The organism is Flavobacterium tructae (assembly GCF_002217475.1).
Classification (GTDB): domain Bacteria; phylum Bacteroidota; class Bacteroidia; order Flavobacteriales; family Flavobacteriaceae; genus Flavobacterium; species Flavobacterium tructae.
In genome coordinates, this window is the sequence record NZ_MUHH01000017.1 from 344,053 (window position 1) to 358,774 (window position 14,722).

A 14,722-nucleotide genomic window follows, 5' to 3' on the forward strand; every position below is an offset into this window, starting at 1 on the left:
ATTCTGTACTATCTTTGCAACCGCAATAACGCAGAGGTTTGGTAGTTCAGTTGGTTAGAATACATGCCTGTCACGCATGGGGTCGCGGGTTCGAGTCCCGTCCAGACCGCAATATTGGGAAAAGCCTTTCTTAACGGAAAGGCTTTTTTGCCCAAATACGGTATCTAAGATTAGTTGTGTTGTTTTGCTACGACTTTGTAACTCGTAGCTGGTTTAGTAGTTAGACCAATGAAAAGCTTTCCACTTTTGTGGATGGCTTTTTTGATTTAAGGCTATTCTGATTTTAACCGCAAGGTTCGCTAAGGTTTACGCAAAGTCCGCAAAGTTTTTTATAAGCTTTGTGGACTTTTTTGTTTTTACTTGTTTGGTTTAACCGTAAGATACGCTAAGATTTACGCTGAGTCCACAAAGTTTTTTATGAGCTTTGTGGATTTTTTTGGTTTTTATTTGTTTGGTTTAACCGTAAGATGCGCTAAGATTTACGGAAAGTTCATAAAGTTTTTTATAGGTTTTGTAGACTTTGTGCTTTGAGGTCCGTAGTCTTTGAGGTTGAAAAGAAAGTAAATTCTTCTTTTTTGGTTTTATGGTCAAATTTTAAAATATTGGAATTTAATTGATTAAAAATTAATTGAAATTTATTCGTAAAAAATGCTTGCAGAAACGAAATTCTGTTGTATTTTTGCACTCGCAATAACGCACGGTTTGGTAGTTCAGTTGGTTAGAATACATGCCTGTCACGCATGGGGTCGCGGGTTCGAGTCCCGTCCAGACCGCAATATTGGAAGAAGCCTTTCTTAACGGAAAGGCTTTTTTGTTTTTTGTATTTAATCGCAAAGAGTGCTAAGATTTACGCAAGGTTCGCAAAGTTTTAATTTAGCTTTGCGAACTTTGCGTTTTTTTCTTTGAGGACTTTGCGGTTAAGTCTTAATGGTTCAGCTTTGGAATTTGATATTTCAAACAATTGGAATTTAATTTTCTTATATTTAAAGTTACGAAAACATTGCGTTAAACTCCAATGGAATATTCAGGTCAGAAATTAGATAAGTATTACATCAAAAAAGTAGATGCCGATAAAAAAAGCATTTACTGTCACCACGATTTGATGGGGGAGTTGTTTGTGCCTACACATAAACACGACAAAGCACAGTTGTTGTATGCCGAAGGAGATGTTGTTTTTGTAACGACCGAAACCAAAACCTATTTTTTGCCGGCACGTCATTTTATCTGGATTCCGAGCGGGGTGGAGCACAGCATTGAACCAAAGTCGGAAAATGTTACGATGCGAAACCTGTATTTTCCGGTTGAAAAAGACGAAAATGAGTTTTACAAGAACGAGGGAATTTATCCAGTCAATAATTTGCTGCTTCAAATGATGCTTTTTACGAATCGATGGAATGGCGATCTTGAGAAAGGAACTCCAAACTTTACCATCGCCAAAGCTATAAAAGCGATTCTGCCTCAAATATGTACTACGAATTTGCCTTTGGGATTACCGCAGCCAAAAGACAAACGACTTGGAAAGATTTTACGTCATATCGAGAATAATCTGGGAGAAACGATTTTATTTGCTGATGTAGCGCATGAATTCGGATATAGCGAACGCTCTTTGTATCGCTTGTTTCAAAAAGATCTTGGAATGTCCTTCATTCAATATTATACTATTCGAAGAATTTTAAAGGCAATCGAATTATTATTAGAAAGAAAGCTTTCGGTGAAAGAGGTCGCCGAAGAAGTTGGATATAATAGTGTCCCAACTTTCAGTAATACTTTTTTTAAGATTTTAGGACAAAGACCTTCCGATTACTTAAACGGTGAGGAGATTTTGGAGCAAAAGTAAAAATTTTGTTTCACGCTGATTTGACAGATTTAGGCTGATTTGGCAGATTTCGTTATTTCACGCTAAAAATTTTTCTCTCGCAGATTCCGCAGATTTTTTTTAACTCTTTAATAATCTGCTCAATCTGCGGAATCTGCAAGAGGGAAAAATAAAAATCAGCTTCATCAGCTTAAATCCTTTAAAATCTGCGTGAAAAATCACAATCCAAATCTGTTTTGTAATAAATTGTTTTTCAGTATTTTAATATAACGTTTTCGAAAAATCCGATTTTAACATTTGTCCGAAATGAATATGTTTTTGACTTTTTAGAATTATCAGTCAATGAGAAAAATGAAGGAACTTTGCAGCTTAAATTATTTATGTATTCATGTTCCTTAAAACAACAAATTCTACGAACGATTGTTTTCCTAAAATCCTGCTCTTATTTTTACTTGTATTAGCATTTAACGGCATAAAAGCGCAGGAAGTTCATTCGGTTTCACTGAAAGAAGCTTTGAAGCTGGCCAAAGAAAACAACAAAAAAATCCTCAGATCTCAACTTGAGGTTACGCTCTCAGAGCAAAATATCAAAGAAAGAAAAGAACTCCGATTGCCTGATGTGCAACTAAGTGGAATGTATTCCAGAATTACCAATATTACCGAATTCAAAGGAAACGGGTTTTTAAACGGAAAAGAAGTTACAAAGGCGATTCCGGAACTCTATGAGGTGAATTCGAGTTTTAAAATGCCAATCTACGCCGGAAATAAAATAAATAACGCCATCAAAATTGCCAATCAGGAGAGTGAAATTGCCAAGATAAAAACAGAAAAGGTCGAAAATGATGTCGAACTCGAAGTGGTGGCAAACTATCTGGCGATTTACAAGATGATGGAGCTGCAAAAGATTTTTGAAGAAAACATCAAAGAAGAGAAAAGCCGATTGAGAGAAGTACAATCACTTCGAAAACATGGGGCAGTGACTAAAAATGAAGTTATCAGGGCCGAATTACAGCTTTCGGATCGTGAATTAAATGCGCTTACAAATTCCAAAAACATAAAAATTGCGCTTCACGATCTGAAAACTCTAATTCAACTTCCGGAAAACGAAGAAATAGCCATCGATACGGCGGCCAGTTTGGATGAAATGAACGGTTTAGATCCGTATGATTTTTATCTGAATAAGGCTTTGAATAATGAGGAGATGCGAATTGCCAGTCAGGAGCTGAATATTAGCAAAACAGAGTTGAAGCTGGTTAAAGGGAATTATCTGCCAACGGTTCATTTTTTTGGGAATTATGGTTTTTATTATCCGAACTACAAATTCTTTCCGCCCAATCCATATTTGTACACACTGGGGCAAGTAGGGGTTGAAGCCGCTTTCGATCTTTCGTCTCTGTATAAAAACAAGACCAAAATGGATCAGGCAAATACCAAAATCAAATGGCAGGAAATGCAATCTGAGATTCTGAAAGACGAAATTCAGGACAAACTTTTTAAAGAGCATACACAGTATCAGGAGATTCTTGAAAAGTTTGTTGTAGTGGATAAAGCTTTGGATTTGGCCGATGAAAATTACCGTATTGTAAAGTTGAAATATATGAACCAACTGGTTTTAATAACCGAAATGGTCGATGCTGATAATGCTTTGCTTCAGGCAAAATACAATAAAGTTGCCACACGACTGGATGCGATTTTAAAACATTACGAACTCTTGCGTACGGCGGGAATGCTTCCGTAGGGTTAGATGTTAAATGTTAGATGTTGGAAAATAGAAAATAGAATATAGAGAATAGACAAAAATATGGTTAAGATTAAAAATGAGACTAGAAGAAACAGAACGTTTCATGTGTTAATAACAATTATCGCAAGTGTATTGGTGGTAAGCGGTATTATTTTGGGAATTTGGTTTTATGTTTTCAACAGGAATCACGAGGAAACTAATGACGCTCAGGTCGAGCAATATGTAACGCCAATTATGTCGAGAATTACGGGTTATGTGCAGGAAGTTCGTTTTAATGAAAATCAGTTTGTGCACAAGGGAGATACTTTGGTTGTTATTGATAACAGAGAATATCAATCGAAATTGAATGTGGCTCTTGCCGATGTTCAGAACGCAAAGCAAAACAGCCTGGTTGCCGAGAAAAATGCGGTTAACACGGCAAGTGCGACAGCTATTAATGAAGCGCAATTAGAGGTTGCAAAATCGAATCTTTGGAAAACCAAATTAGAGTACGAAAGGTACAAAGCTTTGGTAAGTGAAGAAGCGGCAACTTCTCAGCAATTAGAAAAAGTGAAGGCAGATTACGAGTCGGCACAAGCGCATTTTCAGGAGATGAAAAACAGAATCCATACTTCGGCTTTAAGTACTTCGGTGGCTGAGGCAAATGTGCCAACCACACAAACCAATATCGCTTCAAGACAAGCCACGGCAGATAATGCGGCTTTATTTCTTTCGTATACCATAATTACAGCACCTTACGATGGCTGGATCGGGAAACGAACTTTGCAGCCAGGACAATTGGTAAAAGAAGGCCAGTCCCTGCTTTCGATTGTAAGTAAGGAAAAATGGATTACGGCCAATTTTAAAGAAACGCAATTGCAGTATTTAACCGTTGGGCAGAATGTCGAAATCAAAGCCGATGCGGTAAGTGATAAAACATTTATAGGAACAATTGCGTCATTATCGCCTGCGAGTGGAGCAAGATTTTCATTGCTTCCTCCGGATAATGCAACCGGAAACTTCGTGAAAATCGAACAAAGAATTCCGGTTCGAATTCAGTTAAAGGATAACGACAAACAAATCGATTTTTTAAGAGCGGGAATGAATATTACTGTGATTGCAGCACACTAAAATGGAAGATAAAAGTATTTTTAAATCCTGGGTTCCAAAGTGGGCAATCATTATTATTTTGTTTGTCTGTCTTCTGCATTCTATGATTTTATTGGGGGTTTATACGTCAAATGTGACCTATGCGGCAAGTTTTCTCGATATTGAACCCGAAGACCTGCAGTTCGCCATGTGTGTTACTTACGGGACGCTGCTCGCGACCATTTTAATCGAAGCGAGGTTTTCGAGCTTTTTCCCTGCTAAAAATTACCTCATGGCGGTGTATTCCTTGATTGGAATTACGATTGTTTCTTCGGCCTATATTACCAATTTTTCGCTTTTTTTAATTATGAGAATTGCCGAAGGAATCCTGATGGCGCTTCCCGTTATTACCATCAGGCAATTGTTGATTGAACAGTTCAATTCTAAAAGTGCCATCATCATAGGTTTTTCGTTTTATTATGGAGCGTTGTTGTTGTCGACACCTTTTATAATGAATATTGCCGTTTGGTTTCTGGATCATTACGACTGGAAATACATGCTGTATGTCTCGGGCGGATTGCAGGTTTTGAATGTTTTTTTAATCTTAGTTACTTTTCGTGGGCACCGAATCACAAAGAAAATCCCGTTGTATCAAATCGACTGGATGAGTTATTTTTTGGTTTTAACTGCAATTCTTTGCGGTGCTTACTTTTTTGTCTATGCCGAGAAAAAATATTGGTTCGATTCTTCTCAAATGGTGCTAACGCTTATCATGGCACTGATTTCTGGAGGGTTGTTTGTCTTTAAGGAGCTTTTGGTAAAAAGACCCACTTTTAATTTTGAAGTCTTTAAATATGCCAATCTGCGCATCGGATTTTTGCTGTTTTTTCTTTTTTACATCAGCAGGGCAACGCTGAGTCTGTGCCATTCGGCGATGTATTCAATTTGGAATTGGGATCCGTCGCGTGTGGCGGGCGTGCAATACATTAACGGATTAGGAAATGTAATCGGACTTGTTTTAGCGGCTTTTTTTCTGATGAGGTCCGTTTCGACTAAAATCATTTTTATAATTGGCTTTTCGCTTATTGCGTTGTTTCATTTTTGGTTTACGTTTCTTTTTGTGCCCGATGTGGCGTTGTCGGATATTATCATTCCGTATGTTTTACAAGGCATTGGAGTGGGATTTTTATTTGTTCCGTTAATATTGTTTACGACTTCTTCGGTTCCTTCAAAAATGGCGGCTTCATCTGGAATTGTGGGGGTTTCGGGACGTTTTTGGGGAAGTACCATTGGCTTTTGCGTGATGCAGAATGCGACCGTATTTTTAAACAAAAAACACTTTTTAAAACTCAGTCAGTTTGTAACAGGTGATAACCCTCAAGCGCAGCAAACGATTGCCGCAACAACACAAAGTTTTATCGCCAAAGGATATTCGGCAGACAATGCCAATGTTTTAGCCATGAAAAAGATCTTCGGAACCGTTACCAAACAAGCTACTTTACTGGCTGATATGGAGATTTATACCATTATGGGTTATAGTCTTTTGGTTTTGATCTTCCTCATTGCCTGCAATCAGCATTTGAGACAAACCATGACTTTGGTGAAAAGTAAAATCTGGATAGGCTAAGGGTTTTGAGTTCTGAGTTGTGAGATGTAAATTCTGAGATGTAAGAAGTGAGTTTTTTTGCGCAAAGTTTCTACGCAATCTTGTCATTCCGACGAAGGAGGAATCGCACAAGAAACTCCGTTCCAAATGTCGTCAATCTTTGTCGAATTGTAAGTGTGTGAAAAGAAGATTTGGATTGGTTGAGAATGTCTTTAAAATAACCTCATAGTCAGGGAGTGATGATCCTGACTTTTTTTCGATTGATGATGATGAAAGCCCGTACTGATTACACGGGCTTTTGTGTGTGTTATTGTTTTATTCCCAAAACATTTTTTCATTATGATTTGTTAGGTATAAACAAGGATTGCCTTTTTCGTCTAGCCCTTTTTTTATATCAAAAATATAAGAGCCTTCAGATTTTTTATTATGGTTGGTGCCGCACCAACTCCAATAAAGTTGATTTATGTTTTTATTATTTATTCTTCCGCTGATTTGTTCATACGGTATGTTACCATCAAAGGCAAATTCTTTAAAATCAATATGTTTTGTAGAATTGTTGTTTTTAAGATTTCCGATTAAATTTTTACCTATAACCAATGAATCAATGTTTTCTCCGGTTTTATTATAGAACTTGATGTGTATGTTTTTAAAGTTTAGATAAAAAGAGGAGCCAATTAATATCAAAAAAATAAAAATTAGGATTTCTGTTTTTCTTTGTTTTGATAATGGCATTTTTATAAATGATTTTTGTATTTACTTAATAGGAAAATCAAGTAATTCTTTAGGTTCAATATCTAAAGCATTGGCGATTTTTATAAGGGTTTTTATGCCGGTATTTACTTTAGCTATTTCTAATCTTGCTATTTGAGATTTGTTAATATTACAGTCGTCAGCTAAACCTTGTTGGGATAAGCCTTTCTTTTCACGTAATTGTCTGACGTGAATACCAAGATTAACGAGAAAAGTTTCTTCTGAAATATTCATATTCCAAAAGTGAAAAGATTTATTTTGTTCACGTAGGCTAATTCGCCTACAAATTATTATATTTGCCTCAAATAAAAAATAAGATTATGGCTACAGAAAGTATTTCGAATGATGTTGAAACTAGATTAAGAGATTTTTTTAAGGATTTTATCGAACCTAAAGATATGGCGAGAATGTTACGACAGGTAAATTACGCGCTGTCGGTCTCTTCAATGCGAGGGTGCGAAACCATAGAATCTGAATTACCTTATATTGATGATAATTTTTATTGGCTGAATAAATTGGCAGAGATTTTAGATCCTTATTTGGATGCGGAGTGAAAAGAAAGTGATGCTTTAGGTGTCTTCATTTTTTATGAAGAGATAAACTAAAAAAAAATGCGAAAATCTCATAATGTAGAGACTTTCGCATTTTTGAGAGTATTTAAGAATTCTTTCCTGCTCCAAGATTCTTTGTCATTGAGATTAATTTGGGGCGTAAATTTAGAATGACATAGAGAGTATTATGATTTGATTTATTTAACAAAGTAATTGTTTTTTAAATACTTTATTAAGGCGTATGCTATAATTATTGAAAAGCATAGTACGCTTAAAATCAATAGGCAGTTAGTGAATTTGTTGTCAATTTCAAGTGCTTTTGAAACAAAAAAGATCATTATTGATAATGTGCCGATTATTCTCAGGAATAATCTTATTCGGTTTGGATTTTTATTCATAAAAAAAGGCTTAAAGTCAAGGTTAATAAACACATGTAAAAGTAAGTTTTTTTCTAATTAAAAAATGTTAAAACAAAGATAATGATGTGTTTGCGTGTTTTACATCGGTTTGTGTATTAAAATAGGAAGCTTGATATTTATTTTGATAAAGTAAAGTCGTAAAGTTTTCGGATAGAAATTACTTTGTTATTGATAGGTATTTTTGCACCTGATCGCTTTTAGAAGGAAGATATTTACTAAAACAAAAAAGCTTCTGATTTCTCAGAAGCTTTTTTTCGGTGCGGATAATAGGACTCGAACCTACACGCCTTGCGGCACCAGATCCTAAGTCTGGCATGTCTACCAATTTCACCATATCCGCGGCTATTGTGGGTGCAAAGATAGACATACTTTCGAATATTCAAAGAAAAAAAATGAAAAATTTCGAAAAAAATATTAATTCTCTTTTTTGTACTTTTGGATTTCTATAAAAATAATTTAAATGGAAAATATTAAGTCCTACGTTCAACAACATAAAGATCGGTTTATCAATGAATTGATCGAATTATTAAAGATTCCGTCGGTAAGTGCCGACACTGCATACTCCCAAGATGTTATTGATACTGCCGAAGCAGTAAAAGAAAGTTTATCGAAAGCAGGCTGCGATTTTGTCGAAACTTGCGACACTCCGGGGTACCCAATTATCTATGGAGAGAAAATAATCGATCCAAATTTACCAACGGTCCTGGTTTACGGACATTATGATGTTCAACCGCCAGATCCATTAGAATTATGGACTTCACCACCTTTTGAGCCTGTGATCAAAACGACAGAGATTCATCCTGAGGGTGCGATCTTCGCTCGTGGTGCGTGTGACGACAAAGGTCAGATGTACATGCACGTAAAAGCGTTGGAATACATGGTTCAGAACAATGTATTGCCTTGTAACGTAAAATTCATGATCGAAGGGGAAGAAGAAGTAGGTTCAGCAAGTTTAGCGTGGTTTGTAGAACGCAATCAGGAAAAACTGAAAAACGACGTGATCTTAATTTCAGATACGGGAATGATTTCGAATCAACAGCCATCGATCACGACAGGTTTAAGAGGTTTGAGTTATGTTGAGGTTGAAGTTACAGGACCAAACCGTGATTTGCATTCCGGTTTATATGGTGGAGCTGTAGCGAACCCAATTAATATTCTGGCCAAAATGATTGCTGCGCTTCACGACGAAGACAATCATATTACGATTCCTGGGTTCTATGATAAAGTACAGGAATTATCTCTTGAAGAAAGAGCCGAAATGGCAAAAGCGCCTTTCAGCTTAGAAAAATATAAAAAAGCCTTAAATCTAAACGATGTTTACGGTGAAAAAGGATATGTAACGAACGAGCGCAATTCTATTCGTCCAACTTTAGATGTAAACGGAATCTGGGGCGGATATACCGGTGAAGGTGCTAAAACGGTTATCGCGAGTAAGGCTTTTGCTAAAATCTCGATGCGTTTGGTTCCGGGTCAGGACTGGGAAGAAATCACAGAACTTTTCACTAAGCATTTTACAAACATCGCTCCGGCCGGAGTTACGGTAAAAGTAACGCCGCACCACGGAGGTCAGGGTTATGTAACGCCAATTGACAGTATTGGATACCAGGCGGCCAACAAAGCCTATACAGAAACTTTTGGAGTGCCTGCAATTCCGGTTCGTTCAGGAGGTAGTATTCCGATTGTAGCTTTGTTTGAAAAAGAACTAAAAAGTAAAACCATTTTAATGGGCTTCGGATTAGACAGTGATGCCATTCACTCGCCAAACGAGCATTTCGGAATCTTTAATTACTTAAAAGGAATCGAAACTATTCCGTTGTTTTACAAATATTTTGTAGAGCTTTCGAAGTAGTTGTCTAAAAAGGTGCAAAGGGACAGAGGTTCAGAGGCACAAAGTTTTTATATAAATCCGTTCAGAAATGAGCGGATTTTTTTTTGTTTTAAAGCTCAGATCGTCATAAATATAGATGTAATAATTAGCCTACAGCTTCAGCTGTAGTTTAGGTTTAGTGGGATGAGATAATTGGCTTTAGCCAAATAAATTTCAGATTTGTATTTTAAAATCGTTGTGTAAAATTAGGCTAAAGCCAATAAATGCCTGTATTTCTCCAATCTCCAGCTGAAGCTGGAGGCAATTCAGATTTTGTCTCTCTGCACCTCTGAACCTTTGCCGCTTTGAACCTCAAAAGATAAACCCTCAGAACCTTAGTGCCTTAGAATCTCATCACCTTTCAAAAAAAAATCTTGCATATTAAAAAAATAACTCTACATTTGTAGAATAACATCTATAATTGTAGAATAAAAATAGTCAGATGAAGCAACTGGTATTCTTGTTATTTTGTGGAGTAATGCTTTTTGGATGCAAAAGCAAACCGATCAATCAGATTGTGGATAAGAAAAGGGAAGGTGCCTGGATTGACAATTACAAAGAGGACAGTACGGATTATAAATCGTTTGAGTATTACAAACACGGAGAACCCACAAAAAAGTGGAAATCATATATCAACGGAAAAATTTATAAAACAGAGAAATATAAAAACGGAATCTGCCTTGTAAAATATTATTACGAAAACGGAAAAGTACAATCCAAAGGAAAAACAAAAATCGAAGTCAATTCGGTAGAAACGCACTGGTTTTATTTCGGTGATTGGAAGTTTTATTCGGATAAAGGGAAATTAGTCGAAGTTAAGAAATACGATAGCGGTCAGTTGATTTCGGAACGGATGGTGGAGTAGGCAGAAGAACAAAGAACAAAGAACAAAGAACAAAGAGAATAGAGTAAAGAGAATAGAATAAAGATTATAGAATATAGAATTAGTGTGGCATACAGGGGAATCATTGAAATCATTTCAATCTGTGGCAAAAAAAAAACTCAGCAACTTAGAATCTTAGTAACTCAGAACCTTAAAAAGAAAAAAATGCAATTATCAAACTCAGAAGAACAATTAATGGAGCATCTCTGGAAGCTTGAAAAGGCTTTTATGAAAGATTTGCTCGAAGCGTATCCGGAGCCAAAACCGGCAACAACAACTGTTGCGACGCTTTTGAAACGAATGATCGACAAAAAATTCGTAGCCTATAATGAATTCGGAAATTCAAGAGAATACTATCCGTTAGTGAAAAAAACAGCTTATTTTTCTAAACATGTCAACGGGTTAATTAGTAATTTTTTTAATAATTCGGCTTCTCAATTTGCTTCGTTTTTTACAACGGAAACCGATTTGTCAACATCGGAATTAGAAGAACTCAGAAAAATAATTGATTCACAGATTCAAAAAAAGAAAAAATGATAAGCTATCTTTTAAAATCGGGAATGCTGCTTTTGATTTTTTATGCAGTATATAAAATGGTATTAGAAAACGAAAAAATGTTTCGTTTTAATCGCGCTTATTTGCTGGTGAGTTTGGTTTTTAGCTTTGTAATTCCGCTGCAAATTATCTCGATTGGATCTTTTGTTACAGATGGAATTGGGTTGGTTCAATTGAATGAAATTGTACTCAAGCGAAGTACTGAACGGCTTAACACAATCTCAGCCAATGACTTCCTGTTGGTTTTGATTGTAGTGCTTTATGGTGCTGTGTTTTGTATGTTGATGGCTCGCTTTATATGGAATCTTATTTCATTTTTTAAGAAAACACAGAGCAATGAGGTACAGTTTGTAAATGGACAAAAGATAGTGCTGGTTCAGGAACCGGGCTTGCCATACTCTTTCTGGAAATCAATTTTTGTCAATAAAACAGAACTCGAAAATGGTAAGATTCCGTCAGAATTAATAGCACACGAGAATGCGCATTTAAGACAAAGGCATACTTTGGATGTTCTTTTTATTGAGCTGCTGCAGATTGTTTTTTGGTTCAATCCGTTGCTTTTTCTGTATAAAAAAGCGATTAAACTGAATCATGAATTTCTGGCTGATGAAGCTGTAAATGTGCAGTTTGAGTCGGTTAAAAGCTATCAATATTTATTGCTTGATTTTGCTTCCAATAAAAATACGGTTGCTTTGGCGAGCAACATCAACTATTTAATAACTAAAAAACGTTTACTTATGATGACCAAAAAAGAATCTCCGATTAAAATTGTGTTTAAAGTATTTACTGTAGGTGCAATTTATGCCTTGTTATTATTTGTTTTTAGTACTAAAACAATGGCTCAAAAACCGCCAATCAAAGGCGATATCAAAGAGAAAGACCTTTATGTTCTGGAAGATGTCGAGAAATTGCCTGAATATCCAGGGGGTATGACAGCATTTTATAAGTTTATAGGAAAGAATTTCAAAATGCCGGCGGCAGTTGGGAAAAATAAAATTGAAGGAAAAACGTATATGGAATTCACTATTGAAAAAGATGGTAGTCTTTCGGATATTAAAACAATTAAAGATGTTGGCTATGGAATAGGGAATGAGGTGACCAGAGTCTTGAAGCTTTCACCAAAATGGACAGCAGCAACTCAACAAGGTAAAGCAGTTAGGGTGCAATATCGTCTGCCAATCACGATACAGTCCGAAAAATAGGTTTTTTAAAGGTTTTGAGGTTCTGAGGTGCAAAGGGGTAGAGTTATTGGGTTACAAGGCTATTTGTTCCAAAAAAACTTTGACTTTTTGCGCCTTTACTTCTTTGAACCTAAGTAGAAAAAAAAATCCGCTTCTGGATTCCAGAAGCGGATAAAATAAAAAACTAAAAAAAAAATTCTAAAAAACAAACAATCCAGATCTTAGAACAAATCCGGATTATATCCAAAATAGGGCATTTTTTGCTCGTTAAAAATAACCCCATATTCTTCTAACTCGTTTAAAATTGGCAGATAAACTTCTTTTTTTATCGGAAGCTGTACGCCCGGAGTTGTGATTTTTCCATTTAAAATTAACAGCGTTGCCATTGCAACTGGTAATCCTACAGTTTTTGCCATGGCGGTATAAGTTTGGTCGTCGCCAATACAAACCATTTTGGAGTCAATTTGTTTTTTCTCCCCATTAAGCTCGTAACCAAATTTATGGTACATAACAATCATATCTTTATCATCTGGTTCTAAAGACCAGCTGTCGGATAATATTTTCTCTAATATCTGTGCCGGAGTGGCATTAGGCAGGTTTACTTTTTTGTTTGGATTAAAAAGATCAAGCTCTAAAAGTTTGTCCCACATAATATCGTCCTGATCAATTTTTAAGATCAGTCGCGTTTTAATTTCTGCCGAATCGGTTGGGTGATACGGTAAAAAGGAATTCACGAATTGACGGTAACTCATGTTCTCAGAATCTTCCATGATATAACTGTCGTCAGTCATGCCCAATTGTACAAACATATTCCATGCTTTCGAAAAACCAACTCTTCTAATGGTTCCGCGGTACAAAGTCAGGACATTGTCTAAGCCGTAAACCGATTTATATTTAAGAGAATCGCGATTGGAATAAGCTTCAAATTTCCCGTAGCCTTCGACTTCTAAAAATTCGGTACGACGAAATAAAGCGCTGTAGGGAATGTATTTATAAGTGCCTTCCTGAATGAATTTTGCGGCACCGCCCTGTCCGGCCAGAACTACATTTCGTGGAGCCCAGGTAAATTTATAATTCCATAAATTATTGTCAGATTCGGGAGCAACTAAGCCACCGCAAAACGATTCAAAAAGAAGCATTTTTCCACCTTTGGCTCTGATTTCATCAATGACTTTCATGGCGCTCATGTGATCGATCCCGGGATCGAGACCAATTTCATTCATGAAAACCAGATTGTTTTTCTTTGCCTCCTCGTCAAGTGCCTGCATGGCGTCACTAATATAAGAAGCGGTAACCAGATGTTTTTTAAATTCAAGACAATCTTTTGCGATTTCGATATGTAAATGAGCTGGCAGCATCGAGATTACTATAGAGGCTTTTTCGATGGCTGCTTTTCTTTCTTCAGTATCAAAAATATTTAAAGCAATTGGAGTGGCATTAGGGTGTTTCTGTGTTTTCTTTTCGGCTAAGGCCAAAGAAAGATCTGCTACAACGAGATGTAGGTTTTCGCTTTCTGATTTTGCCAATAAATAACGAATTAAGGACGATGCAGATCTGCCGGCTCCAATGATTAAAATGCTTCTCATATTTTATATTTATAACACAAATATATTAAAATGTTAAATATATAACAATTTTAATTTCGGAAAAATATTGAATATTTTTTTTTAATGCCAAAAAAATGGAAATTATTTTTAATGATAAATATTTTTCAAAACTAAAATGCTTTTTAAGGACTATTGAAGTATTTTTGTATGAAAATCGAAAGTTATAGAAAATATGAAAAGAAGAATTGTTTTGGCAGGTGCTTTTATGGGAATGTTAGCTATCATTTTAGGTGCCTTTGGTGCGCATTTACTGAAGAAATACTTGTCTATAGAAGAATTAAACACTTTTGAAGTTGGTGTTCGTTACCAAATGTATCATGCCTTATTTTTACTTTTTCTTTCGACCCGAAAAGATATCGCCGAGAAAATGGTGAAAACAATCTACAATTTGGTTGTTGCCGGGGTATTGCTTTTTAGCGGATCTATCTATATGTTAGCCACTAAAAGTCTCACGGTTTTTGATTTTAAAATTATCGTATTCGCAACTCCAATAGGTGGTTTTTTATTAATTATTGCCTGGGCGCTCTTATTTGTTACGATTTTGAGGAGAAAATCATAAAATACCGAATAAAAAATTCTATCTAAAAATTAATCTTTAATTTTGTCTCATAAATAACATATAATCTCGTTTATGTGAGTTTCTATTGTTTTTTGCTTTAATGCATAAATAATATAACA

Annotated in this window: 13 protein-coding genes and 3 tRNA genes; 12 read left to right on the forward strand and 4 right to left on the reverse strand. The window is 35.8% G+C overall.

The annotated features are described in order from the left end of the window. The first annotated feature begins 35 nt into the window (after window positions 1-35). The 6 genes from B0A80_RS06445 to B0A80_RS06475 all read left to right on the forward strand — a co-directional run bounded on the left by B0A80_RS06445 (window position 36) and on the right by B0A80_RS06475 (window position 6,252). Window positions 36-109 (forward strand) — tRNA-Asp (locus B0A80_RS06445). 590 nt (window positions 110-699) lie between these two features. Beyond that, window positions 700-773: transfer RNA gene (locus tag B0A80_RS06455), tRNA-Asp, on the forward strand. A 242-nt stretch (window positions 774-1,015) separates the two neighbouring features. Further along, the gene (locus B0A80_RS06460) at window positions 1,016-1,837 is read left to right on the forward strand and encodes a helix-turn-helix transcriptional regulator (protein WP_017494712.1); all 822 of its coding nucleotides are present in this window, start codon (window positions 1,016-1,018) and stop codon (window positions 1,835-1,837) included. A 367-nt stretch (window positions 1,838-2,204) separates the two neighbouring features. Continuing rightward, window positions 2,205-3,554 carry a TolC family protein gene (locus B0A80_RS06465; RefSeq protein ID WP_089076776.1) on the forward strand — a complete coding sequence of 450 codons (1,350 nt, stop codon included), beginning with the start codon at window positions 2,205-2,207 and terminating at the stop codon, window positions 3,552-3,554. Between the two features lie 63 nt (window positions 3,555-3,617). Next, entirely contained in the window at window positions 3,618-4,667 is a 1,050-nt protein-coding gene (locus B0A80_RS06470) for an HlyD family secretion protein (protein WP_089076777.1), read from the forward strand. A gap of 1 nt (window position 4,668) precedes the next feature. After that, window positions 4,669-6,252, forward strand: coding sequence for an MFS transporter (locus tag B0A80_RS06475; protein ID WP_089076778.1), 1,584 nt, complete (start codon window positions 4,669-4,671; stop codon window positions 6,250-6,252). 294 nt (window positions 6,253-6,546) lie between these two features. Here the strand turns inward: B0A80_RS06475 and B0A80_RS06480 are convergent, their stop codons facing one another. Both B0A80_RS06480 and B0A80_RS06485 read right to left on the reverse strand, forming a co-directional pair. After that, on the reverse strand, window positions 6,547-6,963 hold the full coding sequence (locus B0A80_RS06480) for a hypothetical protein (RefSeq protein ID WP_089076779.1): 417 nt from the start codon (window positions 6,961-6,963) through the stop codon (window positions 6,547-6,549). A 21-nt stretch (window positions 6,964-6,984) separates the two neighbouring features. Continuing rightward, a complete protein-coding gene (locus tag B0A80_RS06485) occupies window positions 6,985-7,215 on the reverse strand; it encodes a helix-turn-helix domain-containing protein (RefSeq protein ID WP_089076780.1) in 231 nt (76 codons plus the stop codon). A gap of 86 nt (window positions 7,216-7,301) precedes the next feature. Here B0A80_RS06485 and B0A80_RS06490 point away from each other — a divergent pair, with 86 nt between their 5' ends. Beyond that, window positions 7,302-7,535: a hypothetical protein gene (locus B0A80_RS06490; RefSeq protein ID WP_089076781.1), complete on the forward strand. Its 234-nt coding sequence runs from the start codon at window positions 7,302-7,304 to the stop codon at window positions 7,533-7,535. Between the two features lie 674 nt (window positions 7,536-8,209). Here B0A80_RS06490 and B0A80_RS06495 read toward each other — a convergent pair. Continuing rightward, window positions 8,210-8,291, reverse strand: a tRNA-Leu gene (locus tag B0A80_RS06495). 120 nt (window positions 8,292-8,411) lie between these two features. Here B0A80_RS06495 and B0A80_RS06500 point away from each other — a divergent pair. The 4 genes from B0A80_RS06500 (at window position 8,412) to B0A80_RS06515 (ending at window position 12,458) form a co-directional block, all read left to right on the forward strand. Then, window positions 8,412-9,800: a dipeptidase gene (locus B0A80_RS06500; protein ID WP_017494733.1), complete on the forward strand. Its 1,389-nt coding sequence runs from the start codon at window positions 8,412-8,414 to the stop codon at window positions 9,798-9,800. Between the two features lie 460 nt (window positions 9,801-10,260). After that, window positions 10,261-10,683: a toxin-antitoxin system YwqK family antitoxin gene (locus B0A80_RS06505; protein WP_233430717.1), complete on the forward strand. Its 423-nt coding sequence runs from the start codon at window positions 10,261-10,263 to the stop codon at window positions 10,681-10,683. A gap of 183 nt (window positions 10,684-10,866) precedes the next feature. Beyond that, the gene (locus B0A80_RS06510; protein WP_017494735.1) at window positions 10,867-11,238 is read left to right on the forward strand and encodes a BlaI/MecI/CopY family transcriptional regulator; all 372 of its coding nucleotides are present in this window, start codon (window positions 10,867-10,869) and stop codon (window positions 11,236-11,238) included. Further along, the gene (locus tag B0A80_RS06515) at window positions 11,235-12,458 is read left to right on the forward strand and encodes a M56 family metallopeptidase (protein ID WP_089076783.1); all 1,224 of its coding nucleotides are present in this window, start codon (window positions 11,235-11,237) and stop codon (window positions 12,456-12,458) included. Before B0A80_RS06510 ends, B0A80_RS06515 begins: the two co-directional genes overlap by 4 nt. Window positions 12,459-12,658: 200 nt before the next feature. Here B0A80_RS06515 and B0A80_RS06520 read toward each other — a convergent pair whose 3' ends face one another. Then, on the reverse strand, window positions 12,659-14,023 hold the full coding sequence (locus B0A80_RS06520; RefSeq protein WP_070906025.1) for a saccharopine dehydrogenase family protein: 1,365 nt from the start codon (window positions 14,021-14,023) through the stop codon (window positions 12,659-12,661). Between the two features lie 193 nt (window positions 14,024-14,216). On the opposite strand from B0A80_RS06520, the gene B0A80_RS06525 reads away from it, so the two are divergent. Next, complete coding sequence (locus B0A80_RS06525; RefSeq protein ID WP_017494738.1) at window positions 14,217-14,603, forward strand: DUF423 domain-containing protein; 387 nt, start codon at window positions 14,217-14,219, stop codon at window positions 14,601-14,603. The last annotated feature ends 119 nt before the right edge of the window (window positions 14,604-14,722 follow it).